Raw genomic sequence first — 1,138 nt, 5'->3', positions numbered from 1 at the left:
ACGGCAGGTTGCGGGCCATCACGACGCGCTGGATCTGGTTGGTGCCCTCGTAGATCTGCGTGATCTTCGCGTCCCGCATCATCCGCTCCAGCGGATAGTCCCGGGTGTACCCGTACCCGCCCAGCAACTGCACCGCGTCCGTCGTGATCTCCATCGCCGCGTCCGACGCGAAACACTTCGCCGCCGCACCGAAGAACGTCAGATCACCATCACCGCGCTGCGACCGCGCCGCCGCCGCATACGTCAGCTGACGCGCCGCCTCCAGCTTCATCGCCATGTCCGCCAGCATGAACTGCACACCCTGGAAGTCACCGATCGGCTTCCCGAACTGCCGCCGCTCCCGCACATACCCCTTCGCGTAGTCCAGCGCCCCCTGCGCGATCCCCAGCGCCTGCGCCGCGATCGTCACCCGGGTGTGGTCCAGCGTCCTCATCGCCGTCGCGAACCCCGTCCCCTCCCCACCGATCATCCGGTCCGCCGGAATCCGCACGTTGTCGAAGTACACCTCACGCGTCGGCGACCCCTTGATCCCCAGCTTCCGCTCCGGCGCACCGAACGACACCCCCGCGTCGCCCTTCTCCACCACGAACGCCGAAATACCCTTCGAACGCTTCTCCGGATCCGTCACCGCCATCACGGTGTAGAACTCCGACACACCCGCGTTGGTGATCCAGCGCTTCACCCCGTCCAGCACCCAGAAATCCCCGTCCCGCACCGCCCGCGTCCTCATCCCCGCCGCGTCCGAACCCGCCTCCGGCTCCGACAGGCAGTACGAGAACATCCCCTCCCCGCGCGCCAGCGCCCCCAGATACCTCTCCTTCAGCTCCCGCGACCCCGACAACTGCACCGGCAGCGAACCCAGCTTGTTCACCGCCGGGATCAGCGACGAGGACGCGCACACCCGCGCCACCTCCTCGATCACGATCACCGTCGCCAGCGCGTCCGCCCCCGCACCCCCGAACTCCTCCGGCACATGCACCGCGTGCAGGTCATTGCCCCGCAACGCCTCCAGCGCCTCCCGCGGGAACCGCCCCTGCTCGTCCACGTCCGCCGCGAACGGCGCGATCTTCGCCTCGGCCAGCGAACGCACCGCCTCACGGAGCATCGCGTGCTCCTCGGAGACCCGGAAGAGATCGAA

Annotated in this window: 1 protein-coding gene; it reads right to left on the bottom strand. The window is 68.5% G+C overall.

Going from position 1 to position 1,138, the window contains the following annotated elements; genetic code table 11:
• Positions 1–1,138 (bottom strand): acyl-CoA dehydrogenase family protein (locus ABT093_RS40895; protein ID WP_350572588.1); only part of this gene is annotated, 1,138 nt, incomplete at both ends.

The organism is Kitasatospora sp. NPDC002551 (genome assembly GCF_040296005.1).
Taxonomy (GTDB): domain Bacteria; phylum Actinomycetota; class Actinomycetes; order Streptomycetales; family Streptomycetaceae; genus Kitasatospora.
The sequence above is the reverse complement of the archived record's forward strand: the minus strand, read 5'-3'. Positions and strand labels throughout refer to the sequence as shown.